This window comes from Leptolyngbya sp. CCY15150, from assembly GCF_016888135.1.
Lineage (GTDB): Bacteria > Cyanobacteriota > Cyanobacteriia > RECH01 > RECH01 > RECH01.
On sequence record NZ_JACSWB010000164.1, the window covers coordinates 1 to 26,695 of the forward strand.

A 26,695-nucleotide genomic window follows, 5' to 3' on the forward strand; every position below is an offset into this window, starting at 1 on the left:
ACCACTCCGACCCATCCCGAACTCGGTTGTGAAACGCTGCAGCGGCGAAGATACTTGGGGGGTAGCCCCCTGGAAAAATAGCTCGGTGCCAGGGCTAATACTAACGAGAGCCGCCTTTATTGTCATGATAGAGGCGGTTCTTTTTGGCATCTATTGTCACTCATGACTCTGGTTTGGAGGTCGCCAGTTGCGTGAGGATAAACAAACGGGGCGATCGCTAAGATCGCCCCGTTTAATTCCCTGTCGGTCTATGTTGGGCTATCAAATACTGAGGCGCTGATAGATATGTTCTAGGTTGCGAAGATGGTGCTGAGGGTTGAAACAATCGTCAATGTCTGCCTCTGTTAGTGTTGCTGTGACACTAGGTTCTTGGCTAATCAATGCCTTGAAGTCTCCCCCTTCTTTGTTCCAAGCGGCATGGGCGCAGGTTTGAACAACGGCATAGGCATCTTCTCGGCTCATGCCGGCCTCAACGAGAGCTAGCAGAACCCGCTGACTGAAGACCACGCCGCCATAACAGTTGAGGTTGCGCTTCATGTTGTCTGGGTAGACCAAAAGGCTTTTGACGAGGTCAATGGTCTCGACCAACATGAAGTGGGTGAGGATGCAGGCATCGGGAAGGATGACGCGTTCAACGGAGCTATGGGAGATATCGCGCTCGTGCCATAGGGCCACATTTTCGAGGGCGGAAACCGCGTAGCCGCGGACAATGCGGGCCATGCCGGTCAACCGTTCTGAACGAATTGGGTTACGTTTGTGGGGCATGGCAGATGAACCCTTCTGCCCTTTCGCGAAAAATTCTTCGACTTCTAGAACATCGGTGCGCTGCAGGTTGCGAACCTCGACGGCAAATCGTTCAAGGGATGCTGTGAGCAGGGCTAGGGTTTGCAGGAAGTCGGCGTGGCGATCGCGTGAGATCACTTGAGTTGAGGCGGTGTCTGGCTCCAAGCCCAACATTTGACAGGCGATCGCTTCAATTTTAGGATCGATGTTGGCGTAGGTACCGACGGCACCGGAAATCTTACCGACGGCAATTTCTTTTTGGAGACGACAGAGGCGATCGCGATGGCGCAGGACTTCAGCTAGCCAGCCCGCTAGCTTGAAGCCAAAGGTAATCGGCTCTGCATGAATGCCATGGGATCGCCCGGCCATCACCGTATATCGATGCTGTTGAGCCTGGTAGCGAATGGCTTGAACGAGGTCTTCCAGCCGCTCCATCAAAACATTGACACTTTCAACGAGTTGCAGAGCTAGGGCTGTGTCTAAGACGTCAGAGCTGGTCAGCCCTAGGTGGATATATCGTCCAGCATCGCCAACATGTTCATTCACGTTGGTTAAAAAGGCGATCATGTCGTGGCGGACTTCAGCCTCAATTTCGAGGACGCGCTGGATATCAAAGTCAGCTTTGGCCTTGATCTCCTCGACTGCCTCGACGGGGATGCGGCCTAGCTCTGCTTGGGCTTCGCAGACCGCAATCTCCACTTGTAGCCACGTCTTCAATTTATATTCGTCAGTCCACAAGTTGCCCATCTCGGGCAAGGTATAGCGTTCAATCAAGGCTCGTATCGCAGAACACAACCGTTACATTTTAAGCTATAGTCTGCCGCCTTGAGCTTGAATTGTGATAGATCGCGGTGGATACGGTTGCTTGTTGCTGATGGTTTGGCACAATGCAGGGTATTGGTGGCATGGTTGGTTGAATCAGCCTGTTTTGCTTAGGAGTAGAACTGATGCTGTTGATAGGAATCTATGATGCTGGTGCTAAAAGTCTGGACTGCGTAGGGCTTGAGCCGTCGGGTTGAATGGTGCTAACTCGACTATCTTGGTGGACGATGAGGTAGGCGCAGGGCGATCGCTTTTAGACCGTTAGTTCTCCATGCTTTGTCCAGGGCTTCGTTAAGATTCTAGATAGGCTTAGCGATGGAGAAACGGTTGTCGAGAAGAGTTTTGTGGGGAATGCGCTAGGTCTAGAACAGCATCTGGCTATCAACGTTCACATTTATCATTGAGCACACGGCCTTTTATGTCTTCAATCACGTTGGAGCTGCTGATTATTTTGGTGTTGGTGTTGGCCAACGGATTGTTTGCCATGTCAGAAATTGCGGTGGTGTCCTCTCGTAAGGCACGGCTGCAAGAGATGTCGGATAAAGGCGATTTGAAGGCGCGGGCAGCGCTGGAGTTGGCGAATTCTCCCAACCGCTTTTTGTCCACAGTGCAAGTGGGCATTACGCTCATTGGCATTCTGGCGGGGGCCTTTGGCGGTGCGACCTTGTCTCAAAGTTTAGCGGTCTATTTGAAGCGGGTTCCGATCGCCATGATTGTAGAGTCGAGCGATGCGATCGCCCTAGTTGTTGTTGTCTTGAGTATTACCTACCTCTCGTTGATTTTAGGAGAGCTGGTGCCCAAGCGCTTGGCGTTGAACCATCCGGAAAAGATCGCGGCCTCCGTCGCCGTTCCCATGCGATTTCTATCCGTGATGACTGCGCCCGTTGTGCATCTTTTAACGACATCGACGGAGTGGGTTTTGAAGGTGTTAGGGATTGAGGCGAATCCCAATGAACCGTTAGTCACCGAAGACGAAATTAAGGTTCTCATTCGGCAGGGTACCGAGGCCGGCATGTTTGAAATGGCAGAACAAGACATGCTGGAACGGGTCTTTCGCCTCAGTGATCAGACGGTGAGTGCTCTGATGACGCCTCGCCCAGATATTCTGTGGCTAGATCTCAACGATACGATTGACATGAACCGTCAGAAGCTAATTCGCAGCAACCATACCCGGTTTCCGGTTTGCCAAAATAGCTTGGACAACATGCTGGGGGTGGTGAGCGTGACGGATGTACTCGCTCGTAGCTTGACGGAACAGGCGATTGACTTCACGGCCCTTTTACAGCAGCCTCTCTTCATTCCAGAAAATACTCGGGCCTTGAAGGTTTTAGAGTTCTTCAAACAGTCGGGCACCCACATAGCCTTAGTGGTAGACGAATATGGCGTCATACAGGGCTTGGTGACGCTGAATGACGTGATGGAAGTGATTATTGGCGACATTCCTTTCTCCGATCAGCCTCAAGAACAGCCTGCCATTCAGCGAGAGGATGGTTCCTGGCTTGTTGATGGCATGTTGCCGATCGATCGCTTCAAAACCCTCTTTAAAGTCCGTGATTTACCGGGAGAGCAGTGGGGAAACTATCAAACCTTGGGAGGTTTTGTCATTACCTATTTAGGACGGATTCCTGCTGCTGCCGATCATTTTTACTGGAATGGATTTCGGTTTGAAGTGATGGATATGGATGGTAACCGAGTTGACAAAATGTTAGTCATGCCGCCGACTTCATAAATCTAAAAACCTAGCTATATAAGTTTTTGTTTTGTAACAAAAGTGACGCGTAGATTCTGGACTTCGTTAGTGTGTTTTATAACAAGGGTTTATCTTTTTTAAGAATTGTTGTGCTTAAATAGCTCCTTCCCATAGCTTCATAGCCATGGTTTTGATGGATTATAACGATGCCTTTCTTGCGACCTTAGAGCACGAAAAAATCTGTGAAGCTTAGTGGCACGGGGTAAACGGGGATCATTCTACATGTAGAAACATAGGGGATCATGGGATGATTGGATCTAATGCTATGGGGCAAGCGTTACCCACAGGCTATAACCCACACTTCATATCCTCAAAATCAGGGCATTCTAGATATAGGGGTGTAGCTCAACGTCCAGGGTGGGATCAACATACAACGTCTAGGTTTGGGATGTGAGTTAGGGGATGACCGTGCGACTGTCGATTATGATCGCATCGAGTGGCTGTAATCTTGCTCTTTCCCCAGACGGTGGCTGGGACTTGCGTAAGCAATATGTATAAAAACGAACAAGGTTGTGAACATAATGGTACTCAGGCACCTTTTGTTGTCTGTGGTCAATTACGTTCATCTCCAGGATCAGATGGCCAGGCGATCGCTCCAGTATCCACGAGCTGGATCACATCGCCCCTATTAGGCTTGGAGGATTATCCAGAACTGTCGGAGGGGCAAATGTTGGAGGCCAGTGATACCTCTGCGATTACCGCCTTGCTCGGCATTCCGTTGGCGATCGCCCACCCCCAGGATGGACGTATTTTATATGCGACGCCTGTCTTGGCTGAGCAGTTAGCCATGCCGTTAGACGGGCTGATGGGGCAACCTTTGTCTGCCATCGTGGAAGATGTCTGCCATTTAGAGTGGGTCGCGCAGTGTCAAGAGCAGCCCAATGATCAGCATGAGGCGATCCGTCGATTGCGGCACCAACCGGATCATGGGTCTTGTGATGATGCAGAACCAGGGGCGGGCGATCGCTGGCTAGATTTGCGCTATGCGTCAGTTATTTTTGAAGGGCAGCCTGCCCTAGGCATACTCGTATACGATATTACACCCCAGACCCAGGTCGCCCAAGAACTACGGGGGCGAGTGGCTCAACAGGAAGCGATCGCTCGCCTAGGACAGCAGGCCATTGCTGAGCCTGATCTTGTATTCTTGCTGAGTACTGCGGTGGCGGTGGTGCAGGAGACCTTAGGGGTTGACTATGTGCAGATTTTAGAACTGTTGCCCAATGGTCACACCCTTTTGCTGCGCAGTGGTGTGGGCTGGCAGGATGGCATGGTGGGGAATGCGACCATCAGCACGCGACCGGATACCCAAGCGGGCTATACGCTGCTGCACCAAAAGCCTGTGATAGTGGAAGATTTGCAGATTGAAACCCGCTTTTCGGGCGCACCCTTCCTGCACAATCACCAAGTAATGAGCGGGATGACGGTGGTGGTGCCGGGAAAGCAGGATGGCTTTGGCGTTTTGGGGGTGCATACGCGTCTCTATCGTCGTTTCACCCAGGATGACGCTAATTTTTTGCAGGCGATCGCCAATGTGCTGGCTGCCGCCATTGCTCGCCAGCAGGTGGAAGATGATCTGCGGTTGATGAAACGAGCGATCGCGGCCAGCAGCAACGGCATTGTGATCACCGATCCGACCCAATTAAACAACCCCGTTATTTACGCTAACCCTGCCTTTGAGCGGATCACCGGCTACAGCGTGACTGAAATCATTGGGCGCAACTGTCGGATTTTGCAGGGAGCTGATACGGCAATAGAAGCAAAGCAGCACATTCGCCAGGCTCTACAGTCGCACCAGGACTGTCACGTCGTGCTGAAAAACTACCGTAAAGACGGCACGCCCTTTTGGAATGAGCTGTTCATTGCGCCGGTGTTTGATGCCAATGGCTATCTCACCAACTTTGTGGGTATCCAAAATGACATTACCCAGCATCGTCAGGCGCAGGAGCGCTTGCTGAATGAATACAGCTTGTTGAATGGGATTCTGCAAACGAGCGTCACGGCGGTGATTGTGTTTGATCACACTGGCGCGATCGTGTTTGCCAATGATCGGGCGGAAGAGTTGCTGGGCTTGAGCACAACCGAACTGATGCAGCAGAAGTATGACTCGTTGACATGGACGGTTTGCAATGAGGATGGTTGTACTCTGCCTGGGGAGCAGCCGTTTCAAACCATTGTGCAATCTGGGCAGCCATTGTTTAACGTCTCCGTGATGATGACGCGGCATGATGGATCTATCCGCTACTTGTCGATGAACGGATCACCGCTACGGGATTCTGAAAGGGCGATCGCTGGGGTGGTGTTCTCCATCGCTGACATGACCGAGCAGCGGCGGATGGAGGCGGCTCTGCGCGAGAGCGAGTATCGGCTGAATAGCATCCTGGATTCCCTGGATGACGTCGTTTGGTCGTACTCGCCGACCATGGCTCTGCTCTACGTGAGCCAAGCGGTGGAGAGCGTGTATCAACGCCCGGTGGCAGCTTTTCGGGAAACATCTAGTCTGCGGCTGGAGATGGTGCATCCCTATGATCAGGGGGTGGCCCAGTCTAGTTTGCACACGTTACTAACCACAGGACAGTCGGACTGTATCTACCGGATCATGCGTCCTAGCGGGGAAACTCGCTGGATTCGCGATCGCGCCCATGCGGTTTATGACGCCCAGGGGCAGGTGCTGCGCTTTGATGGCATGAGCAGCGACATCACCGATCGTAAGCGGGCTGAGGATGATCTGCGCAAGAGTGAAGAGCGCTTCCGCTTAACCTTTGAGCGCGCTCCCATCGGTATGGCCATCACCACCCCGGCGGGACAGTTTTTGCAGGTGAACCAAGCGCTCTGCCAAGCCTTGGGCTATCGGGAAGTAGACCTGCTGAAGCTCACGGCCGATGCGGTGACGCATCCAGCGGATATTGTTGCCGATCGCTTGATGCTGCAACGGTTGCTGGATGGAGAACTGTCTGATGTGCAACTGGAAAAGCGCTACATCAGTCAAGATGGCAGCTTGGTCTATGCCATTTTGCAAGTGGCGCTCATCCGCGATCGCTATGGTGCGCCCCTCCATGTGATCCACCAGGTAATTGATATTACGGCCCGTAAACGCATGGAGGAGCAAATTCTCCACGATGCTCTCCATGATGTGTTGACAGGGTTACCCAATCGCCTCCTTTTCCTCGATCGCCTCCAGCAGGCCATGGCCCGGGCCGAGCGAGATCCCTCCCGGCAGTTTGCCGTACTGTTTCTCGATATCGATCGCTTTAAGGTGGTGAACGATAGTTTGGGGCATCGTGTGGGCGATCAACTCCTGAAAGCGATCGCTGAACGCCTGGATCAATGTCTGCGTCCTGGTGATACTATTGCCCGTCTGGGAGGGGATGAATTCGCCCTGCTCCTCGACAATATTCACGGCGCAACCGGCGCGGCCCACGTGGCTGAACGTATTTATCAATTGCTGCAGTTACCCTTTCATCTAAATGGCTATGATGTCTTTGCCACCGTGAGTATTGGCATCACCCTCAACATGCAGGGCTATACTGAGCCAGAACATTTGCTGCGCGATGCCGATACAGCCATGTATCGAGCCAAGGAGAATGGCCGAGGGCATTATCTGCTGTTTCAGACGGATATGTATGATCAGGCCGTTGCTGTTTTGGAACTAGAGAGCGACCTGCGTCGAGCGATTGAGCGGCAGGAACTGCGGGTCTACTATCAGCCAATTGTTTCCTTAGTGACAGGAAAACTATCGGGGTTTGAGGCCCTGGTGCGTTGGCAGCATCCTAAGCGTGGCTTGGTCTCTCCGGTTGACTTCATCCCGATCGCTGAAGAAACGGGATTAATCATTCCCATTGGCCTGTGGGTGTTGCAAGAAGCCTGTCAACAGCTCCAGGCTTGGCGATCGACCCTGCCCCAAGCCGATCGCTTGATTATGAGCGTCAATCTATCACCCCGGCAATTGTCGAGCCCAACTCTGGTGGACGATATTCAGCAGGTCATTGAACAAGTGGGCTTGCCTCCCCACTGTCTCAAACTGGAAATAACCGAAAGCGGCATTATGGACAATGCTACCCATGCGGCGGCGCTGCTTGAGAGCTTGACCCAGCGCGGTATTCAGTTATGCATTGATGACTTTGGGACGGGGTATTCATCCCTGAGCCGTCTTCATGCGTTTCCCATTGGTATGCTCAAGATCGATCGATCCTTTGTCAGCGAGATTATGCATGATGAAGGGAAAGCCAAGATTGTGCAAGCTATTGTAGCCTTGGCCCATGCCCTGGGAATGGGGGTGATTGGGGAAGGCATTGAAACCCCTGAACAGCTTGCCGCCTTGCGATCGCTCCATTGTGATTCGGGGCAAGGCTATTGGTTTGGTAAGCCTGTATCTGCCAACGACACGGTGGAATTGCTCAAGAAGGGACAAGTGTGGTGAACCTTAGGATCTGCAGAGTTGGCGATCGCTCTCGCTGAGGTTGGCATGGCGTAGATAGTCTTGCAGCCAGCTACAGCCAATGGTGGTCAATTCATCAAGATTACCCAGCACGTTGGTATGCCAAAGGAGGACGGTGCGATCGTCACTGGCGGAGGCTAGGAGGCGACCATCGGGGCTAAAGCTGAGGTTATTAACGGTTCCCGTATGACCTGGCAGGGTGGTAATCAGCGTGCCGTCCAGCCGCCAGAGCTTCATGGTGCGATCGGCGCTAGCGGTGGCGATGCCGTCGGGAAAAAACTGCACTGCCACCACGCCATCACTATGCCCCTCCAGTGTGGCTAAGCGGTTGCCCTGTCGATCCCACAAGCCGACAGTATTGTCGTAGCTGGCGGTGGCAATGGTTTCCCCATCGGGGCTAAAGACAGCATCAAAGATCCAGCCGCTATGGCCCTTGAGGGTTTGAAGTACCTGCCCGTCTAGGCTCCAGAGTTTGGCCGTCGTGTCCCAGCTCCCGGTGAGCAATGTTTGACTGTCGGGACTGAATTGCACCGTCAAGACGCCGTTGCTGTGGGCTTCGATTTGCCGAACCAGACGACCATCCCTGGTCCACAGCCGGACGGTTTGGTCATCGCTAGCGGTAGCCATCCAGCGGCCATCAGGGCTGAAGACAACCGCATACACCGGTGCGCGATGCCCTCGCAGGGTATGGAGCAAGGCTCCGGTCTGCGGGTTCCAAAGCTTGACCGTCCAGTCGGAACTGCTGGAGGCTAGCTGTTGACCATCGGGACTAAAACTCAGATCCCAGATCGACGAATCATGGGCCGTGATCGATCGTTCTTCCGATCCCTCAAGGTTCCAGATCTTGATGGTGGAGTCTGCGCCGGTGGTGGCTAGGTGTTGGCCATTTGGGGAAAACTCGACGTCGTAGACCTGCCCTGTATGGGATTGCAGGGGGGTGAGCCATGGGCGATCGAGGCTCCAGATTTTGATGCTGCGATCGCCCCCCGCCGAGGCCAACCAAGCACCATCGGGCGTAAAGCTGAGGCTACGGACTTGGGAGGTGTGACCGCCGAGGGTGGAGACTAAACTGCCATCCAGCCGCCAAAATTTGATGGTTTTATCGGCGCTGGCCGTGGCAAATTGGCGACCATCGGCGGAAAATCGCACTTGATGGATCAGGTCATCATGGGCCTGCACCGTGCGCACCGGGGTGCCGTCGGTGCGCCATAGTCGTACCGTGTGATCCCAACTGCCTGAGATTAAGAATTGACCGTCGGGACTAAAGTCGATGGCATAGACCCGAGCGGTATGTCCTTGGAGTTCCCGGAGGGGACTGCCATCCGATCGCCACAGCCGCACGGTTTGGTCATCGCTGGCCGAGGCAATGAGCTGCCCATCGGGGCTAAACCGTACATCGCGCACGGCGGCATTATGCTGGGTGAGGGTGGTGATTGGGGTGCCGTCGAGCTGCCATAGCCTTACGGTGCTATCGTCACTGGCGGAGACCAGGCGTTGACCGTTGGGGCTAAAGCGGACATGGTTAACGGCGGCGCTATGGCCTGTGAGGGTGGTGACTAAGGTGCCATCCGATCGCCAAAGTTTAATCGTTTGGTCTTGACCCGCCGAGGCAATCAGCTGACCATCCGGGGAAAAGGAAACCCCTAACACCGGCTGGGTATGGCCCTCTAGGCTATGCAGTAGGGTGCCGTCGGGTCGCCATAATCGCACGGTGCGATCGCCACTGGCGGAGGCAATAATCTGTCCATCTGGGCTATAGCTCACGTCCCAGACAATGCCGTTATGCTGCTCTAGCTGATTGCGTTCTCGTACCCAGAAGATGGCTTGCTGGAGAGCTGTGAGCACCTGGGCCTGTAGCTCAGCAGGAGGACTGCTGTAGGCTGCTTGAAGCTGGTAACCGGCTCGCATAGACTGCAGCAAGGCATCAAAACGCTGATTGCCATCAAAGAGGGCTTCAGAGGCTTGGGTGAGGGCACGAATCCGCTCGTGGTCAGCTTGATCCCGCAGGTTTTCGGCCAATAAGCGATTGTGTTCAGCCTGTTGGTAGAGCAAGAAGCTGCTGCCTCCCAGACCTACAGCGGCGATCGACACGAGGGTGATAATGCCTAGCCAACGGCGTTGACGCTTGAGGGTAACGTTTTGCTGATGTAGTGCTGCGGCCTGTCGGGCGGCTTCAGCTTGGCCAGACGCCAGAATATATTCATGGTGGAGGGGAGCTGGGGCTGGCACTTTGCTGCCGCTGCTGCCGTACCACTGTTTTGCATCATGGAGATCGCTGCCCCGCAGGAGAAAACTTTCATCCTGCTGGCGATCGCTCCATTCCTTGGCTCGAATGAGAATGCGCGTATGCATGCGCACATAGTCGAGGTCGGTGTCTAGCGCGGTGACCAGTTTGCGAATACTTTCCCCAAACTGATCGACATCGCGGACAAAGATCCAGTTGAGCCGGGCGAGTTCGGGATGCACGTCACTGGGATTAACGTCCTCACAAACAACCGGGATCATCCGCTTGTTGTGCAGCAGGGCATGATTGATTTCCTGGGTGCAGATCGGAGACTGAACCGAAGCTGGACTGAGCACAAACACGAAGGTATCCGCAAGTTCAATACCTAGTTCAATTTCTTTCCACCAGTCCGCCGCCGAGGGAATGCTCTCCCAATCCACCCAAATTTCACGACCGTGCTTCTTTAGGGCATCATAAAGCCGCTGCACAAAGGGTTTATTGCGGCGTGAATAGGAAATAAAAATATTGGCTGTAGGACTGTTGTGATCCAGAATATCCCAAATGTTTTTGGGCATCTGGCGACCGCTCTTGGCTGCAAGCTGAACACGATAGCGAGGTGGATGGCCGGCTACAACCTGCACATAGCTTTGACGAATCAGTTCCTCTAGAATCGGCTGAAGGGCGATCGCCTCTTGCTGGAAATGCTCTGCAAGGTCGGCCATCGTTACTTCATCGCGACGGAGCATCCAGTTGACAATGCGCTGTTGATCCTTGGGCAGAATCAGCAAATCTGCCACATTGAGACCGCGTTTTCGGCGTGAACGGCCGACGGGCTGGAAGTCTCCAAGGGAATTGGAGGTCATGGTGTAGAAACTCCCTGATGAACAGCATGGATGACGATGGTGCCTCAGATAGCGGTCGGTCGGCTGGTTGAGGCATTGATGCTGGTCTATGGATAGGCTGACCTGGAGGTAGATACTCTAGTTAAACAGTAGTTTAGCGGTTAACTCTGATACGGGGATGACTAGATAGATGATTCGATCAAAGGGGAGCGATCGCGTTCATAAGAAACCCCCTAGACCTGAGTCTAGAGGGTGGTTTTCTAAGCTGCTGATGCTGACCGCATGGGCAAGTGTTGATAATAGATTGAGCTGGTTGTTTGTATAAGGTTTAGCGATGGCCTAAGTAGTTAATGCCACGGTAGGTTAACACTTGGACACTATCTGGAACATGGACGGTCGCACCGTCGAAGGATAAGGCTGCGCCTCGATAGGTGCCCTTCTGGGATGGTTGCACACCTAGCTGGCTGGAAGACTGGGGCTTGTATTCAATACCGCGATATGCATATTTCATGGTGAAATTTCCTTGGGGGACGAGTGAACGATTTTAGGACGGGTGCTCAGACGTGGTTGTCTGAGGAGCAATGAACGAGGTTTAGACGTTGAGCAACTCGTTTGTGCTTGTAATCAAAACTTCAGGGGCGATCGCGTTCCTTCCTTAGGAAAGCTGGTGTTTAAGATCCGGCTGGGGCGTGACGGTTGTCATAGTGCGATCGCCCCTAAGTTGCTGTGGCATGGTTGTGAGGGTAGAGGAGAGTCCCCCACACTTGCGATCGCCTCAAGCGTTGATGGGAAAAGAGGTAGGATTCGGTAGCTCGGAATCACGGTGGCGGGAAGCCGTCACTTGAGGGCCACCAAAGGTCGTAGGATTCGGTAGCTCAGAATCGCGGTGGCGAGTAGCGATGGCTTGAGGGCCACCGAAGGTCGTAGGATTCGGTAGCTCAGAATCGCGGTGACGAGTGGCGATCGCCTGAGGGCCGCCGAAGGTCGTAGGATTCGGTAGCTCGGAATCGCGGTGGCGAGTAGCGATCGCTTGAGGGCCACCAAAGGTCGTAGGATTCGGTAGCTCAGAATCGCGGTGACGAGTAGCGATGGCTTGAGGGCCGCCGAAGGTCGTAGGGTTAGGTAGCTCGGAATCGCGGTGACGAGAAGCGATCGCCTGAGGGCCGCCGAAGGTTGTAGGATTCGGTAGCTCAGAATCACGGTGACGAGAAGCGATGGCTTGAGGGCCACCGAAGGTTGTAGGATTCGGTAGCTCAGAATCGCGGTGGCGAGTAGCGAGTTCTGTTTGAGTGGCTGCGGCAATGCGGTTAATGGCGGTGGGGGTGGCGATCGCTTCCAGGGCAATGGCGGAGAGAGCGAGGAGAGACAGACCGGAAATGATAGTGCGTTTCATGATGAACTCCTAAAGTATTGAGTGGGTGAGGTGTTTTCCCTCAACACTTATGAGTATGGGGGCTGGGGCTGAAGCCTATCTGAAGTGTGGTTAAGAGTTTCTCCCAGGTTCTTCTCAGCAAATTCCTAGGTAACCAGAGTTCGGGATAAGCTGAAAACCTTATTCTTCCGTGAGCTAAGATCTTGATTCTTTCGTCCAACAAGCTGAAAAACCCTAACCTGAACTGACGCTATACCAACAAAACCCGCGTAGGCGGGTTCATAGGGTTCGGCGAGTTGGCATGCAAGATTGACGGAGGTCAGCAGCTTCTTCGTTATTCTTCGACTTGATAGCCTAACTCTGCCAGGTGCATCCGCGATTGTCGCCACCGGGGCTGAACTTTCACAAACAGCTCAAGGTAGACTTTGCCCATGATCAGCTTTTGGATTTGGGTGCGGGCGGCGCTGCCGATCGCTTTTAGCATTTGCCCGCCTTTGCCGATCAGGATGCCTTTTTGGGAATCGCGTTCCACATTGATGGCAGCGAAGACGCGGGTGAGGCTAGGGGTTTCTTCCACCCGTTCAATGGCGATCGCCACCGAGTGGGGCACTTCCTCGCGGGTGAGCTGCAAAATTTGTTCACGGATCAGTTCGCCCATGATGAAGCGTTCGGGCTGGTCGGTGACTAAATCCGGTGGGTAGTAGTAGGGGCCAGGATCAAGATGCTGCATGAGTTGGTGCTGTAGCTCGGGCAATCCTTGACCGGTGAGGGCCGAAAACTTGGCGGTAGACCATCCGTGGGGTTCGGCGAGGTCGCGATAGGTTTGGTCGAGGGTGCCCCGTTCTGGATCTTGGGTATCGGCTTTGTTGAGGCCTAGGATCACCGGTACGGGAGCGTGGCTGAGCAGGTCGGTAACGTAGCGATCGCCCCCGCCAGCTTCGTTGGTGCAGTCCACGACAAACAGCAGCACGTCTACGGATTGAATCGCCTGTTTGGCATTTTGCACCAGTACTTTGCCCAGTTGGTGATGGGGTTTGTGAATACCGGGCGTATCCACGAAAATAAACTGGGCTTCGGGGGTGGTGAGGATGCCCCGTAGGCGATTGCGTGTGGTTTGGGCGACGGGAGAGGTGATGGCGATTTTTTGTCCCACCATCTGGTTCATCAAGGTCGATTTACCCACGTTGGGCCGGCCGACGATGCCCACAAAGCCGGAGCGAAACCCAGGCGGAGCCACAGGAATGCTGGGTATACCCCAGGCTTGTAAGGGATCGGTGGGTGATGCTTCCGAGGGGCGATCGCCGCTATCGGATGGTGAGGTCTGGATCGGTTCGTCGGTCATCCCTGAGTCCTGCTACGCTGTGCGGGTTTGTCGAGCATCCATCTTAGCAGGTGCAGCCAGCCGGGTGCCTATTGTCCAAGGTAGGCTTCTAGGACGGCTGGATTGGTTTGGATTTCGGTGGGAGTGCCGGTGGCTAGGTTGCGCCCTTCTGCCATCACCCAAACGCGATCGCACAGGGACATAATCACGTCCATATTGTGTTCAATAATCAAAAACGTCATGCCCTCTCGGTTCCACTGCTGAATGTGGGTGCAGATTTGATTAATCAGGGTGGGATTGACGCCGGCGGCTGGTTCATCCAGAAGGATCAGCTTGGGGTTCACCATCAGGGCGCGGGCCATTTCCAACAGCTTGCGTTGCCCGCCGGACAGGGAACCGGCATACTGATGGGCCATGTGGGATAGACCGACGGAGTCTAGGATTTCTAGAGCATGGCGGCGCTGTAAGCGTTCTTCTTTGGCAATTTGTCGCGATCGCGTCCAAACATTTAGCAGCGCTTCGCCGGTTTGGTTCTGGGTGGCTAGCAGCATATTGTCGAGGACGGATAGGCGAGATAGCACCCGCGCCACTTGAAAGGTGCGCACTAGGCCGCGCTGGGCAATTTGATGGGAGGGCAGGGGATGGATGGGGGTGCCGTTAAACATCACGTCGCCGCTGTCGGGGCGTGTGAAGTTGGACAAGAGATTAAACAGGGTGGTTTTACCTGCACCGTTGGGGCCAATCAACCCAATAATGCTGCCCTGGGGTACCTCTAGAGAGGCATGATCCACGGCCCGCACACCGCCAAAGGATTTGCAAAGATCCTGGGCGGCGAGCAGGGGCGGCAGGCTGGCATCAAAGGTGCGATCGCTCTTGGAGCGTTGGGCAGGGCGATCGATGGATGGATGATCAGTGGATGGACGATCTATAGGTTGCGGTGAGGATGGATTATCGACCAAGGGTCAGCTCCTCCTTGTTGCCTAAAATCCCCTGGGGTCGCCAGACCATCAGCACCATCAGCAGGAGGCCAATCATCATCACCCGAAAGGCACCCAGACGGGCGTCGTCTAGGGGAATAATGTCAGACAAAATGAAGCGGGTCACGCTTTGGTAGGCCCAGAAGATGGCGGCTCCCAAAATGGTGCCAAGGTTGTTGCCAGCGCCCCCAAGGACGACGATCGTCCAGGCATTGAAGGTGAGCAGGGGTTGGAAGTTGTCGGGGTAGACGACGGTGAGTTGCCAGGCATAGAGCGCGCCGGCCAGTCCGGCAATAAAACCGCCTAGCATGAAGGCTTGCAGCTTATACCAAAACACATTTTTGCCTAGGGCGCGGGCCACGAACTCGTCTTCTCGGATGGCTTTGAGGATGCGTCCCCAGGGCGATCGCACTAGGGCCTGGAGTGCCTGGTAGATCAGGGCGACCAGCAGGACGGCGATCCACATGAGGCCATTTTTCGTGGGGCTGCGATCGTAGTGGTAGAGGGCGATCGCGGCAATGGTGGTCAACCATCCGCCTAGGAGCGAGAGGATGGACACCCACACCAAGGATAGGGCGGTTGTTCGAGCGGCTAGGGGCATAAGAAAGCGCTTGGCGAGCCAGGCATAGAGCAGGCTGGTGCCCACGATGGCGGATAGCAGGCCTAACCCTAAGACCCAACTGGGTAGACTAGCGGCGGCCTTCAGCGATCGCGCCCCTAGACCAATCCCCACAATCAGAATACTGAGCGATACGAGGTAACTCAAGATGGGCACTAGGCTGGTGACGAGCTGCGATCGCGAGATCGGTTGAAGCTGTTGTCCCATCCATCGCCAAAGATGGCAGTAGGCGATACCGATCACCAAGAGAAGAATGGCGATCATGCCCAGCCGGGTGGGAAGGTTGGGGCTAAACTGCCCTAGAGGTAAAGGATAGCGCTGGATGCCAAAGGATCCTCGGGTCAGCCATTCTTCATTGAGGGCGATCAGGCGCACAATTTCTGAAACCCCAATGGTGACAATCGCTAGATAGTCTTCCCGCAGACGCAGGGTGGAGAAGCCAATCAACAGGCCTAGGGTGGCGGCTAGGGTTGCGCCCAGGATGACGGCTCCGAAAATCTGTAGGGGGAGAGGTAGCCATGGAATGTCGATGGAGCTTAGCAGTGCCGTGGTGTAGGCTCCTAGGGTCATAAAGGCGACATGGCCGAAGTTAATCAGCCCCGTAAATCCCCACTGTAGATTGAGCCCTAGCCCAAAAATAGCGAGGATAGCGGTAAAGATAATGAGCGAAACGATGTATCCTTCCATACCGTTACCATGCAAGGTAATACTGCCAGGAGCGAGAGGGCAGGGCAGGGACGGTCATCTTCAGAAGATAGCCAAGTCCTCGGCGCGCTGATCCGTTGCTGGGGCAGAGTTTGAATTTTATCGCATTCGGTGGAGCATCCTGTGCTTAGTCTACCGATCGCTCAAGGTTGGACATGTATTCTAGACATGCATTGACGCAGAAGATAGACATAGATTCAGGACGATGGACGCATCAAGGCAAGATTCTTTGAGAACCTTGAATATGCCTTAAGGCACGGAGTCCGGTTGACCGAACTCGGTAAACTGGTAGGGGTTCCATCACGAGCCGCCGGTCGAGAGAGTTGACCTACCACCCTAGGGTGGAGCAATGGATATCTTATTGATGTCACTACATAAACATTTACGTGAGAGTTTCTATGGATGCGATCGCACTCTGGCAACGGTATCAAGATTGGTTGTACTACCACAGTGGTTTGGGGCTCTACCTCGATATCAGTCGGATGCAGTTTGATGATGCGTTTGTGGAGGAGATGCGTCCCAGGTTTGAACAGGCCTTTGCCGATCAGGTCGCTCTAGAGGGAGGAGCGATCGCCAACCCGGATGAAGATCGTATGGTGGGCCACTACTGGCTGCGCAATCCCGACCTTGCGCCGACCGCTGAACTCAAGCAAGACATTGTTGAGACCCTAGAGCAGATCAAAACGGTTGTTCACAAAATTCATACCGGCGAACTGCATCCACCCCAGGGCGGCAAGTTTACCGATGTGCTGTCGGTGGGCATTGGTGGATCGGCCCTAGGGCCCCAGTTCGTCGCCGAGGCTTTAGCCGATCCCAACCCGCCGTTGCGGATGCACTTCATTGACAACACCGATCCCACCGGCATCGATCGCGTCTTGGAACGCTTGGGCGATCGCTTAATTTCCACCTTGGTGATCACCACCTCCAAATCAGGCGGAACGCCGGAAACCCGCAACGGCATGATGGAAGTTCACCATGCTTACCAGGCTCGGGGTCTAGAGTTTTCTCGCTATGCGATCGCTGTCACCGGCCATGGCAGCACGTTGGATCAATTAGCCAAATCCGAAGGCTGGCTGGCCACCTTCCCCATGCACGACTGGGTGGGAGGACGCACCTCGGAAATGTCGGCGGTGGGCCTGTTGCCGGCGGCGCTTCAGGGCATTGATATCCAAGCCATGCTAGATGGCGCAGCGGAGATGGATGCGGCTACCCGTGTGCCGACCCTGGAAAAAAATCCGGCGGCGCTCCTGGCCCTGAGCTGGCACTATGCCGGCAATGGGAAGGGCGATAAGGACATGGTGATGTTGCCCTATAAAGACAGTCTGCTGTTGTTTAGCCGCTACCTGCAGCAGTTGGTGATGGAATCCTTGGGCAAAGCTACTGACCTCGATGGCAATACGGTGCATCAAGGCATTGCGGTGTATGGCAACAAGGGATCAACGGATCAGCACGCCTATGTGCAACAACTGCGGGATGGCGTTCCCAATTTCTTTGTCACCTTCATCGAAGTATTAGGCGATCGCTCTGGCCCATCCATCGAGGTGGAACCGGGGGTGACCAGCGGTGACTATCTGTCGGGGCTGCTGCAAGGAACCCGTCAGGCCCTGTTCGAAAACCAGCGCGATTCCATTACGGTGACCATTCCTGCCGTGACGCCGCAGATCGTAGGAGCGTTGATTGCTCTTTATGAGCGGGCGGTGGGCATCTATGCCTCCTTGGTCAACATCAATGCCTATCATCAACCGGGTGTAGAAGCCGGCAAAAAGGCCGCTGCTGGTGTCCTCAGTTTGCAGCAGCAGGTGGTCAAAACCTTAGCTGCAGCCAAGCAACCCCTGTCGCTCAAGACCCTGGCAGATCAGGTCGGCGCTCCCGATCAAATCGAGACGATCTACCGAATTGTGCGCCATCTCCATGCCAATCAGCGGGGAGTTGTGCTCAAGGGCGATTTGGCCCGTCCCAGTAGCTTGGCGATCGCTCTAGAGTAAAACGGGAATCGGGCGTCTGTGGGGGCGATCGCTCTTACGCTTGGCCCGCCCGCTTCTTAGCGTAATAGTTCTGATGGGCATCTTCCGCCATATAGAAAGCGGAGATCGGCTGAATCTGCGTTTGTAGCGGGCGATCGTATTGACCGGACTGGATAATCCGCTGTTTGGAGGCTTGGGCCCGCTGTTCTTGATCAGCACTATGAACAAAAATCATAGAGCGGTACTGGGGGCCCTTGTCGGGGCCCTCGCGATCAAGCTTGGTGGGATTATGGATGCTCCAAAAGACTTCCAGGAGGCGATCGTAGCTGATGCAGCTCGGTTCATAGTCGATCTGCACGGCTTCCACATGCCCAGTCATGCCGCCACAGACGTCTAGATAACTAGGATTCAGCCAATGTCCACCGGTGTAGCCCACCGCTGTGTTCACAACGCCATCCAGTTGGCGGAACGACGCTTCAACGCCCCAAAAACATCCAGCAGCAAAGGTTGCAGTCTGTGTGGATGGAGTAATATTCATGGCTAACTTCTCTGCGTTCTTACTGCATCCAGCCGTAATCTGGCCAGCTATGTTCACCATAAGACGGAACTTACGATGTGTCTGCTATCTCGGTTGCTTGTCATGGAGGCCCTGTGCCGATAGCGATCGAGGGGGGAGGGCGGGTTAATCCAACGTGAGTCTCCAACGAAAGGGGTGCGGTAAGGCACAAAAAAACATTGGAGATCCAGTTCCCCAATGCATCCTTTGTTGTCGTTATAATCGTTTTCGTTACAGTTGTTATAGTGCTGTTGCTCGAATAGCTGATCTTTTAGTCAGAAGCCAGGGCGATCGCTCTATATCATGCTGTCGGTTGATATGAACTAGGTGTTTGAGGGAATGCTAGTTCTGGGCGATGCGAGGAGAGCTTTCAACCCAGCTAGGATAATCTTCAACGGAAACAGTCCAGCCTGACATGTCTTCTGATAGGTAACTACGTTGGGTCATGTCGTTCATATAGCCGACGTAGTGCCCCATTAAAAAGTAGACGCCAACTAGGCCGGCGGCGGCGCTGGAAACCAGGAATCCTGCCAGCATTAGCGAAAACTCATGGCTCTCCACGGCTTGCTGCATCAGGTGTAATGCCCAGGCAACTAGACCTATAACTAAAAATAGGATTAGAACCATTGCTTTTCTTAAATGTGCGTTAACTAAAATTAACATTTCACTCATTGTAACAGTTTCTTTTACAAACGCACAGGCTGAGGCAGGGGTGGTGTCTGCAGAAAACCTTAAGACTTTTGGAAGGGCGATCGCTCCCTAAATCTATCAAGCTCATAACTGGTAAGGTATTCCGTGTTATTGAGGGTGAGAGCGATCGCCGAGAGATAGCGCAGGTGGATGGGGTCGGTTAGTGCCGCACCGGGATCTGTTGGGAGGCTAAATACTCTTTAATCTCAGAAATGGTGAGTTGACCATAGTGCAGTAAAGATGCTAAAAGAGCTGCCTCGGCTCCTCCGTCGGTCAAGGCTTCTCCAATATGGGCGCAGGTGCCGGCCCCGCCGGAGGCAATCACCGGAATTTGCACGGCGTTGGCAATGGTGCGAGTGAGCTCTAGGTCATAGCCAGCCTGGGTGCCGTCGGCGTCCATGCTGGTAATTAAGAGTTCGCCAGCGCCGCGTTCAGCCACATCTCGGGCCCAAGCGATCGCGTCTAGTCCGGTATTTTCGCGACCGCCCCTGATGTAGACATCCCAGCCAGGGTTGGTGGGATCGGGACGTCGCCGGGCATCAATGGCCACTACGATGCATTGATTGCCGAAGCGATCGCTAGCCCGGTTTACAAAGTCTGGATTGCGCACGGCAGAAGAGTTAATGCTGATTTTGTCGGCTCCCGCCCTTAACAATTTTTTAATCGACTCTAAGGATTGGATGCCGCCGCCCACCGTCAGCGGAATGAAGACTTGCTCCGCTGTGCGATAGACCACGTCAAAAATAATGTCTCGATCTTCATGGGTGGCGGTGATGTCTAAAAAGACCAGTTCGTCGGCCCCAGCTTGGTTGTAGATCTGGGCCAGCTCCACTGGATCCCCAGCATCCTTCAAGTTGACGAAATTGACTCCCTTCACGACCCGTCCTGCTTTTACGTCTAAGCAGGGTAAAATCCGCTTTGCCAGCATAGCCATCACCTATACGCCAGCCCTTATGGTAAACGACTCGGTGGCGATCGCTGTTGAGGAATCCCATCTTTTTCCGGTGCCATGGGGCGATGGCGTGAGGGTCACCCACGAAATTGCTGTTGATCGGGGAGAGAAAAGTTACCAGATTGGGGCAACCAGGCATTCAAATGAGTAACTTCAGGCTGATAGACTGTGAGATGGTTTGCTATGGATGGTTTATTAGTTGTTGGGACTTGTTTGAATGGCGATCTTAGAAGTAGGACAAAAGGTTCGGCTCTGCCGGCTGCGCGATCGGACGTCGGATGATGTGGTGAAGCGCTTGGGTAAGACGGGTGTGATCGAAGGCTTCAAAATGGTAGACGGCAGTGGTGTGGGACTGGTCGTCAAGTTTGAAGATGATCAGTTTTCCACCTGGTTTTTTGAGGACGAGCTGGAGATGGCATGAGCTTGAGTGGCGGCGATCAGTGGCGGGTTTCCTCGCATGTTGCCCTCCCGTGACCCATCCAATCAACTAGGCTACCGTCCCGATTGGTACGGCTATCATCCTGCCCTGGGGGTATCCTTCAGGGCAGACGTTTGGCTAGCCTAACAAAGGAACACTCCCATGGCTTTGTTCCAGATGTCGATTGCGTAGAAGGTCAACCATGTCATTTATTTTGACGTTTTTAGGAAAAGGGGGCACAGGTCGCAGCACCATGGCGATCGCTGCTGCCCATCGTTTTGCTGCTCAAGGGCAGCGTACGCTACTCTTGGGTCAAGATCCAAGTCCAGGGTTTTCAACGCTACTGGGGCATGACGTCGGGACAAGTCCGGCAGCGATCGCCCCCAACTTGTCTGTGGTGCAGCTTCATACGGCTCAGTTGCTGGAGCAAAGCTGGGATGAACTGAAGCGCCAAGAGGCTACTTACCTGCGCACCCCGTTTTTCAAGGCCGTCTATGGACAAGAGCTGGGCGTGCTGCCGGGCATGGATACAGCCCTAGCTCTGAATGCTTTGCGGGAGTACGATGCTAGTGGTTCCTATGATGTCTTGGTCTACGACGGGACGGGGGATATGGCTACCCTGCGGATGCTGGGAATGCCGGAAATTTTGAGCTGGTATATACGCCGTTTCCGCACCGTTTTGAGTGAGTCGGATTTAGGTAAAACCCTTTCGCCGTTTGTGCAGCCCATTGCCGGAGCGATTTTGAATGTAGACTGGTCGGGAGATATTTTCTCGTCGCAGCCCGCGGGGCAAGTGAATAATCTTCTGGATAACGGCAAAATGGCGGTGGCGGATTCCAGTCGGGTGGCGGCCTACCTCGTGACGACGGATCGCCCGGAGGCGATCGCCACGGCTCGATACCTGTGGGGCAGTGCGCAGCAGGTGGGGCTCACCGTTGGCGGTGTGTTGCTCAACCAAGCTGAGGGTGATGTATCGGCGGAGTTTGCGCCCCTGTCCGTATCGTCCATTCCTCACCAGGCTAGTTGGGAGGCGATCGCCCCGGCTCTGCCCGATTTTCGCCAAGCCACCCAAGCGCCCCGCCCCATTACCGTGCATGAAAGCGATCGCAAGGTGAGTTTGTTTTTGCCAGGGTTCAATAAAACCCAGGTTAAGCTAACCCAGTATGGCCCTGAGGTGACCATCGAAGCCGGGGATCAGCGACGCAACATCTTCCTGCCGCCGGCCCTGCAGGGGCGATCGGTGACGGGGGCAAAATTCCAGGACGGATACCTGATCATCTCCTTTGGCTAAGCGCGACCAGCGAGGGTCATGATCTCGGGACGTTAGGCATCTACTTACTCATCAGGCGACCATCCCGCTGTATACCTTGAATACACTGAAGAACATCGATGGCGATCGCTGGTTACAGCGGCGATTCTGTCGATCCGTTTGGTGGTCTTCAACTTAGTCTCTGCCTTGAACCCTATGATTCCTGACCTAACTCAACTCTTGCAGTCTCTGCACGTCGATGCAGACTGGATCGGCCTGCGGGCCATGCGAGAGGTGTCAACGCGGCGATCGGTGCGCCGTCAGCATCCTACCCACAACGGCACCCGTTTAAATATGGGCATCATGGTGGAGGTGGTGGTGGATGGACAGTTGGGCTATGGAGCCACCAACTCCTTTGATCGTGACGATGTCCAGCGAGCTGCGGATCAAGCACAGCTCCAGGCGATCGCCGCTCGGCAGTGGGGGCTACATGCCTGTACCACGTCGGTGCGCCCGCCCGTGGTGGGGCACTATCGCTCGCCCTGTGCAAAACCGCTGGATGTGCTGACGGCGGGGGATGTGAATGATATTCTGCTGCGGCTATGTCGCCATTTGACGGTGTCGTCTCAGGTTGTGCAGGCGATCGCCACCGCCGTCACCCGGGAGATCGATATCTGGCTGGTGAGCAGCAGCGGTTCGGATGTGCATCAAACTCTGTCGGTAGTGGAAGGGCATCTGTCAGCCACGGCGGAGGATGGCGCGATCATTCAGCAGCGCAGTGACCACGGATACCTAGCCCATTCCTACCAAGGGGGCTGGGAATGTTTTTTGACGGATGATCTCTGGGCGCGATCGCAGAACATTGGGGAGCAGGCGGTGGAACTGCTGACGGCGGAGGAATGCCCGACGGCCAAAACGACCCTCGTTCTGGCTCCTGATCAAATGATGCTGCAGTTGCATGAAAGTGTGGGGCATCCCCTAGAGCTGGATCGCATCTTGGGGGATGAGCGCAACTATGCGGGCGGTAGCTTTGTGAAACCCCAAGATTTCGGACGGTTGTCCTATGGTTCGCCGTTGATGAATGTGGTGTTTGATCCCACCATTGATGGCGAGCTAGCCAGCTACCAGTTTGATGACATCGGAGCCCCGGCCCAGCGGCAATACCTGATCCGAGCTGGCACCTTAGAGCGCGGTTTGGGCAGTTTGGAAAGCCAAGAGCGGCTGCGGGTGGGAGGCGTGGCCTGCGCTCGGGCCACCTCTTGGAACCGTCCGCCCATTGATCGCATGGCCAACCTCAACCTAGAGCCGGGTTCAACGCCCTTGCCGGAGCTGATTGCCCAGATTGACGATGGTATTTATATGGAAACCAATCGCTCTTGGTCGATTGACGATCAGCGCTATAAGTTTCAGTTTGGCTGTGAATATGCCAAGCGGATCGAACAGGGACAGATCACCCGCACGCTGCGTAATCCCAACTACCGCGCCACAACGCCCGAGTTTTGGCATAGTCTCCGTCTTGTGGGCGATCGCTCCACCTGGCAACACTATGGCACGCCTCTCTGTGGCAAGGGTGAGCCCAATCAGTTGATTTGGGTGGGCCATGGATCGCCGGTCTGCGCCTTTGAGCACGTAGATGTTTTTGGAGGAGGGGCAGCATGATGTCCACCAAAGCCGACCAGCTTGAACTTGCCTTCCGGCACTTGGTGACGGCCCTGGGCGATCGCCTCCATGCCCATGAGCACATGAGTCTTGAACTCACGGGCGAACAAAGCCAGTTTGTCCGCTTCAATCGCGCGAAGGTTCGCCAAATTGGTACCGTCAGCGACTGTCAGGTGCGGCTGACGTTGATGGCCGATCAGCGTACCGGCTACTACGACCTACCGCTGACGGGCATCTGGGATCAAGATTGGCACCATGCCCAAGCTGCCCTCGACACCCTGCGGCGCGACCTGCCCCAACTGCCGGTGGATCCCTACTTGGTCTTGCCCAGCGGCACGGCCACCAGCGGCGAACTCTATCAGGGCAATATCCCGGCTCCCAGGGATGTGCCGGATTTGGTGTTGGCGGAGGTGGCGGGACTAGATTTTGCGGGCCTATATGCGGGTGGACGCATGGTGCGCGGCTACGCCGATTCGGTGGGGCAATATCACTGGTTTGCCACCGATTCCTTCACCCTCGACTATTCTCTATTTACCGCTGAGGGGCAGGCGGTGAAGGGTACCTATGCCGGTAGTCATTGGCAGCCCAATCGCTATACTGCCCGGCTCGACCAAGCCAAGCAGCAGCTCACCCGCTTAGCTCAGCCGAGTAAGGCGGTGCCAGCGGGCAGCTATCGCACCTATTTTGCTCCGGCGGCGATCGCTGAACTGTTGAGCATGTTTTCCTGGGGAGGGATCAGTGAAGCCGCGCTGCAGCGGGGGGATAGTGCCTTCCGATTGCTGCAAACCGGGGAGCGCCTATCGCCCCTGTTCACCCTGTCGGAAGACTTTAGCCATGGTTTGGTACCCCGCTTTAACCAACTGGGCGACATGACGCCTGCCCACGTGCCGCTGATTGTGCAAGGAGAGTTGGTGAATACCCTGGTCAATGCTCGCACGGCCAAGGAGTATGGCAAGGTTGCTAACGGAGCCAATGAGGGGGAAACGCTGCGATCGCCTGATCTCCAGCCAGGTACTCTATCCCCCGATCATGTCCTGTCCACGTTGGATACCGGGCTGTATGTCTCCAATTTGCACTATCTCAACTGGAGCGATCGCCCCACGGGACGAATTACCGGCATGACTCGCTATGCTTGTTTTTGGGTCGAAGCTGGTCAGATCATTGCCCCCATTGAAAACCTACGGTTTGACGAAAGTTTCTACCGCTGCTTTGGCAGTAACCTGGTGGCGTTGACGCAAACCCAGGACTTTGTGCCAGAAGTGGGTAGCTATGAACATCGCGATCTAGGCGGTATGTGGGTTCCTGGCGCGATCGTCGATGATTTTGTCTATACTCTTTAACGGGACAGGATTTGAACGGGATCAAGATAGCGGCGGCAAGATGCCATCTAGGGCTGAGTACGGTGATGGGGACATCTGATCCCTTAGCTTTCCCTTAATCCAAGGGGGTGATCCAAGGGGTATCCAGCCGACTCGTCATGCTTGGGGACAAAAAATGGTATCGAAACTAGGGCTCAGCCTACAGGTGGGCACTGTCTACCCTACAACGGCCGTCCATCTTCGGTGCAGCCGCAGGTCGATCAAAAGCATGGTCGCTGCCGCGGCGGCACCCTGCGTTGCCGATTCGGGCTCAACCCAGGCGATCGCTCAGGGATAGTTAATCTAGCGTTGTCTAGGTGGCGAACCTAGGCGTAAGTTTCTGTGCTAGTCCTGGCGGCGTGATCCCGTCTCCCGCGTTTATGGCTAGTTTGTTTGTGCATAAGGAGCCCGATCCATTGAACGGTGTACCTGAACAACGGTTTACGTTGTCTCTCTCAAATATTTTGGTGGTGTTGGGGAGCATTGTGCTGGTGGTGCTCCTGTGGCAACTGCGCAGTTTGCTGCTACTGCTGATGATCTCCGTGGTCTTAGCTGCCACCTTCGCTCCGATTGTGGATTGGGCAGAACAGTGGCGCATCCCGCGTTGGGTGACGGTGATCTTGGTCTACCTCACCTTGATCTCGGGGATCATTGGCGTCAGCTTGATTATTGGCCCCACGGCCTTCGAGCAAATTGAACGGCTGATTCGCAAACTGCCGGTTTACCTCAAAGACGTGTTGGCGATCGCTGAAACCTGGGCGATGCAGCAAAACGAAACCCGTCCAGATTTGGTCAGTCAGCTTTTTGATCAGTTCTTTGATGTGCAAGGGGTGACCCGCTGGGCCATTACCTCCACCCAAAAAATTCTTCTGCGTTCATTTAGCCTTACCACCGGGTTTGTGGGGGGCATTTTTAGCCTGATCCTGGCGATCTTCCTCTCGGGCTACATTTTGTCCGATAGCCGCACGCTGTTGGGGAACCTAGCGCGGCTGTTGCCCCAGCCTTGGGATGAACGCCTTGCTGCGCAGTTTGCCCCCATGACCCAGCGCATGGGCAGCTATATTCGGGGGCGAGTGCTGGTGTCGGCTATTTTGGGCGTGGCAATTACCACCAGTCTTGGTTTTCTGGGGCTATCGGAGTATGCCTTGGGTCTGGGAGCGATCGCAGGTGTTACCAACCTGATTCCCTTCTTGGGCCCGATTTTGGGCTCAATTCCCGCCCTACTCGTTGCCGTTTCCCAGGGGTGGTGGACGTTCCTTTGGGTCTTGCTGCTGTTTGTGATCATCCAAAATATTGAAACCTACGTCCTGGATCCGCTCCTCGTGGGCTCCTCCGTAGGGGTGCATCCTCTCTACCAACTTCTGGCCGTGCTAGGGGGCGCGCAGGTTCTGGGCATTATTGGAGCCTTAATTGTGCCGCCTTGGATTGCTGGCGGTACCGTTTTGCTAGAAAATCTATACCTTCAGCCCAAACTACGTGCCGAACGCCAACTGAAGCTTCAGAACCAGGCTGAAGCTTCTGCCCCCGTTTCACCGTCTTAGCTAGGGACCACCAGACCTCCGTAAATCCAGGGAGGGCACCTCAGAAACATCACAAAACCATACATATTCGCTTAGAAAAAACCACGTTTCTCTTCCACGCGCTACGCTATATGGATGTGAACAGTCTGGTTACGCGTTAGACCGGCTGAATCGTTTCCAATCGCATCAAATTTATGAGTTTCTAACTCCAATTGGTTACGATTCGCGCAAACTTCACGGAAGTTCCGTCAGGTTGACTGAATCCCATAGGTAACGAGTCGTCAGCTTCCCTAGCTGCGCCGTTGAATGCTTCGACAAGCTTGCCCATCGATCCAACTTGTCTTGCTTGATACGGTACCCGTTGGACAACTTCGCTAGCGTAGGTCATGCTGCTGTTACTAAACAGCAAACTAGAAACGACTGTTGATTAGTTTTTCTGTAGTCAAAGCTACGCTAGGTTCGAAAATCCTAATCAGTGG

The 26,695-nt window shown here is 54.6% G+C and carries 19 protein-coding genes; 9 read left to right on the forward strand and 10 right to left on the reverse strand.

Going from position 1 to position 26,695, the window contains the following annotated elements:
- Window positions 1-261: 261 nt before the first annotated feature.
- Window positions 262-1,557, reverse strand: coding sequence for an adenylosuccinate lyase (purB, locus tag JUJ53_RS08950; protein ID WP_204151786.1), 1,296 nt, complete (start codon window positions 1,555-1,557; stop codon window positions 262-264).
- 466 nt (window positions 1,558-2,023) lie between these two features.
- On the opposite strand from purB, the gene JUJ53_RS08955 reads away from it, so the two are divergent.
- Both JUJ53_RS08955 and JUJ53_RS08960 read left to right on the forward strand, forming a co-directional pair.
- Window positions 2,024-3,334 (forward strand): hemolysin family protein, encoded by a 1,311-nt coding sequence (locus JUJ53_RS08955; protein ID WP_204151663.1) that lies wholly within the window; start codon window positions 2,024-2,026, stop codon window positions 3,332-3,334.
- A gap of 511 nt (window positions 3,335-3,845) precedes the next feature.
- On the forward strand, window positions 3,846-7,772 hold the full coding sequence (locus JUJ53_RS08960) for an EAL domain-containing protein (RefSeq protein ID WP_204151664.1): 3,927 nt from the start codon (window positions 3,846-3,848) through the stop codon (window positions 7,770-7,772).
- 3 nt (window positions 7,773-7,775) lie between these two features.
- On the opposite strand, the gene JUJ53_RS08965 is transcribed toward JUJ53_RS08960, so the two are convergent.
- The 6 genes from JUJ53_RS08965 to JUJ53_RS08990 all read right to left on the reverse strand — a co-directional run bounded on the left by JUJ53_RS08965 (window position 7,776) and on the right by JUJ53_RS08990 (window position 15,832).
- Complete coding sequence (locus JUJ53_RS08965; protein ID WP_204151665.1) at window positions 7,776-10,877, reverse strand: TIR domain-containing protein; 3,102 nt, start codon at window positions 10,875-10,877, stop codon at window positions 7,776-7,778.
- 307 nt (window positions 10,878-11,184) lie between these two features.
- Complete coding sequence (locus tag JUJ53_RS08970; protein WP_204151666.1) at window positions 11,185-11,367, reverse strand: DUF4278 domain-containing protein; 183 nt, start codon at window positions 11,365-11,367, stop codon at window positions 11,185-11,187.
- Between the two features lie 264 nt (window positions 11,368-11,631).
- Complete coding sequence (locus JUJ53_RS08975; protein ID WP_204151667.1) at window positions 11,632-12,249, reverse strand: hypothetical protein; 618 nt, start codon at window positions 12,247-12,249, stop codon at window positions 11,632-11,634.
- 313 nt (window positions 12,250-12,562) lie between these two features.
- Entirely contained in the window at window positions 12,563-13,570 is a 1,008-nt protein-coding gene (gene era / locus JUJ53_RS08980) for a GTPase Era (RefSeq protein ID WP_204151668.1), read from the reverse strand.
- Window positions 13,571-13,638: 68 nt separating this feature from the next.
- Window positions 13,639-14,448: an ABC transporter ATP-binding protein gene (locus JUJ53_RS08985; protein ID WP_204151787.1), complete on the reverse strand. Its 810-nt coding sequence runs from the start codon at window positions 14,446-14,448 to the stop codon at window positions 13,639-13,641.
- Between the two features lie 49 nt (window positions 14,449-14,497).
- Window positions 14,498-15,832: a branched-chain amino acid ABC transporter permease gene (locus tag JUJ53_RS08990; RefSeq protein WP_204151669.1), complete on the reverse strand. Its 1,335-nt coding sequence runs from the start codon at window positions 15,830-15,832 to the stop codon at window positions 14,498-14,500.
- 416 nt (window positions 15,833-16,248) lie between these two features.
- Here JUJ53_RS08990 and JUJ53_RS08995 point away from each other — a divergent pair, with 416 nt between their 5' ends.
- Window positions 16,249-17,835 carry a glucose-6-phosphate isomerase gene (locus tag JUJ53_RS08995; RefSeq protein ID WP_204151670.1) on the forward strand — a complete coding sequence of 529 codons (1,587 nt, stop codon included), beginning with the start codon at window positions 16,249-16,251 and terminating at the stop codon, window positions 17,833-17,835.
- A gap of 34 nt (window positions 17,836-17,869) precedes the next feature.
- Here the strand turns inward: JUJ53_RS08995 and msrA are convergent, their stop codons facing one another.
- The 3 genes from msrA to hisF form a co-directional block, all read right to left on the reverse strand.
- Window positions 17,870-18,352 carry a peptide-methionine (S)-S-oxide reductase MsrA gene (msrA, locus tag JUJ53_RS09000; protein WP_204151671.1) on the reverse strand — a complete coding sequence of 161 codons (483 nt, stop codon included), beginning with the start codon at window positions 18,350-18,352 and terminating at the stop codon, window positions 17,870-17,872.
- Between the two features lie 360 nt (window positions 18,353-18,712).
- On the reverse strand, window positions 18,713-18,997 hold the full coding sequence (locus JUJ53_RS09005; protein ID WP_204151672.1) for a hypothetical protein: 285 nt from the start codon (window positions 18,995-18,997) through the stop codon (window positions 18,713-18,715).
- A gap of 223 nt (window positions 18,998-19,220) precedes the next feature.
- The gene (hisF, locus tag JUJ53_RS09010; RefSeq protein ID WP_204151788.1) at window positions 19,221-19,988 is read right to left on the reverse strand and encodes an imidazole glycerol phosphate synthase subunit HisF; all 768 of its coding nucleotides are present in this window, start codon (window positions 19,986-19,988) and stop codon (window positions 19,221-19,223) included.
- On the opposite strand from hisF, the gene JUJ53_RS09015 reads away from it, so the two are divergent.
- The 6 genes from JUJ53_RS09015 to JUJ53_RS09040 all read left to right on the forward strand — a co-directional run bounded on the left by JUJ53_RS09015 (window position 19,915) and on the right by JUJ53_RS09040 (window position 26,237).
- Window positions 19,915-20,163, forward strand: coding sequence for a hypothetical protein (locus JUJ53_RS09015; RefSeq protein WP_204151803.1), 249 nt, complete (start codon window positions 19,915-19,917; stop codon window positions 20,161-20,163). The genes hisF and JUJ53_RS09015 overlap by 74 nt on opposite strands.
- Window positions 20,164-20,229: 66 nt before the next feature.
- Entirely contained in the window at window positions 20,230-20,433 is a 204-nt protein-coding gene (locus JUJ53_RS09020; protein ID WP_204151673.1) for a DUF2862 domain-containing protein, read from the forward strand.
- 199 nt (window positions 20,434-20,632) lie between these two features.
- Entirely contained in the window at window positions 20,633-21,721 is a 1,089-nt protein-coding gene (locus tag JUJ53_RS09025; RefSeq protein WP_204151674.1) for an ArsA family ATPase, read from the forward strand.
- Window positions 21,722-21,895: 174 nt separating this feature from the next.
- A complete protein-coding gene (locus JUJ53_RS09030; RefSeq protein WP_204151675.1) occupies window positions 21,896-23,338 on the forward strand; it encodes a TldD/PmbA family protein in 1,443 nt (480 codons plus the stop codon).
- Entirely contained in the window at window positions 23,335-24,678 is a 1,344-nt protein-coding gene (locus JUJ53_RS09035) for a metallopeptidase TldD-related protein (protein ID WP_204151676.1), read from the forward strand. Before JUJ53_RS09030 ends, JUJ53_RS09035 begins: the two co-directional genes overlap by 4 nt.
- A gap of 398 nt (window positions 24,679-25,076) precedes the next feature.
- Complete coding sequence (locus JUJ53_RS09040; RefSeq protein ID WP_204151677.1) at window positions 25,077-26,237, forward strand: AI-2E family transporter; 1,161 nt, start codon at window positions 25,077-25,079, stop codon at window positions 26,235-26,237.
- The last annotated feature ends 458 nt before the right edge of the window (window positions 26,238-26,695 follow it).